Source organism: Christiangramia aquimixticola (genome assembly GCF_048285835.1).
GTDB lineage: Bacteria > Bacteroidota > Bacteroidia > Flavobacteriales > Flavobacteriaceae > Christiangramia > Christiangramia aquimixticola.
This window is the reverse complement of sequence record NZ_JBLVTL010000099.1, coordinates 1-342: the sequence shown is the minus strand read 5'-3', so window position 1 is coordinate 342 and position 342 is coordinate 1. Positions and strand designations below refer to the sequence as shown.

Below are 342 nucleotides of genomic sequence, written 5' to 3'. Positions count from 1 at the left end.
CTGAATGATGCTTTGGTAAAAGGTGGGCAAATCGCTTTTGGGGGTAAAACAGAAATTTCATCTAAATATTTTGAGCCTACTTTAATCGCCGCAATTAGTTCTGAAATGTCTGTATTCAAAGAAGAAATATTTGGTCCAATCCTGCCTATCCTTACATATAATAACCTTCAAGAAGCTATTGATTTGATCAATTCTCAGCCAAAACCTCTTGCCCTTTATTTTTTTGGAACCAACTCATCTCATTCTAAAAAAGTAATGGATGAGACTAGTTCAGGAAATATGGTCATTAATGACTGTGTACTCCATTTCCTCCACAACGAATTACCATTTGGAGGCGTAAAC

The 342-nt window shown here is 36.0% G+C and carries 1 protein-coding gene; it reads left to right on the top strand.

The window, feature by feature from the left end:
- On the top strand, window positions 1-342 hold a 342-nt coding region (locus tag ACNKXV_RS13680), incomplete at both ends, for an aldehyde dehydrogenase family protein (RefSeq protein ID WP_417908279.1).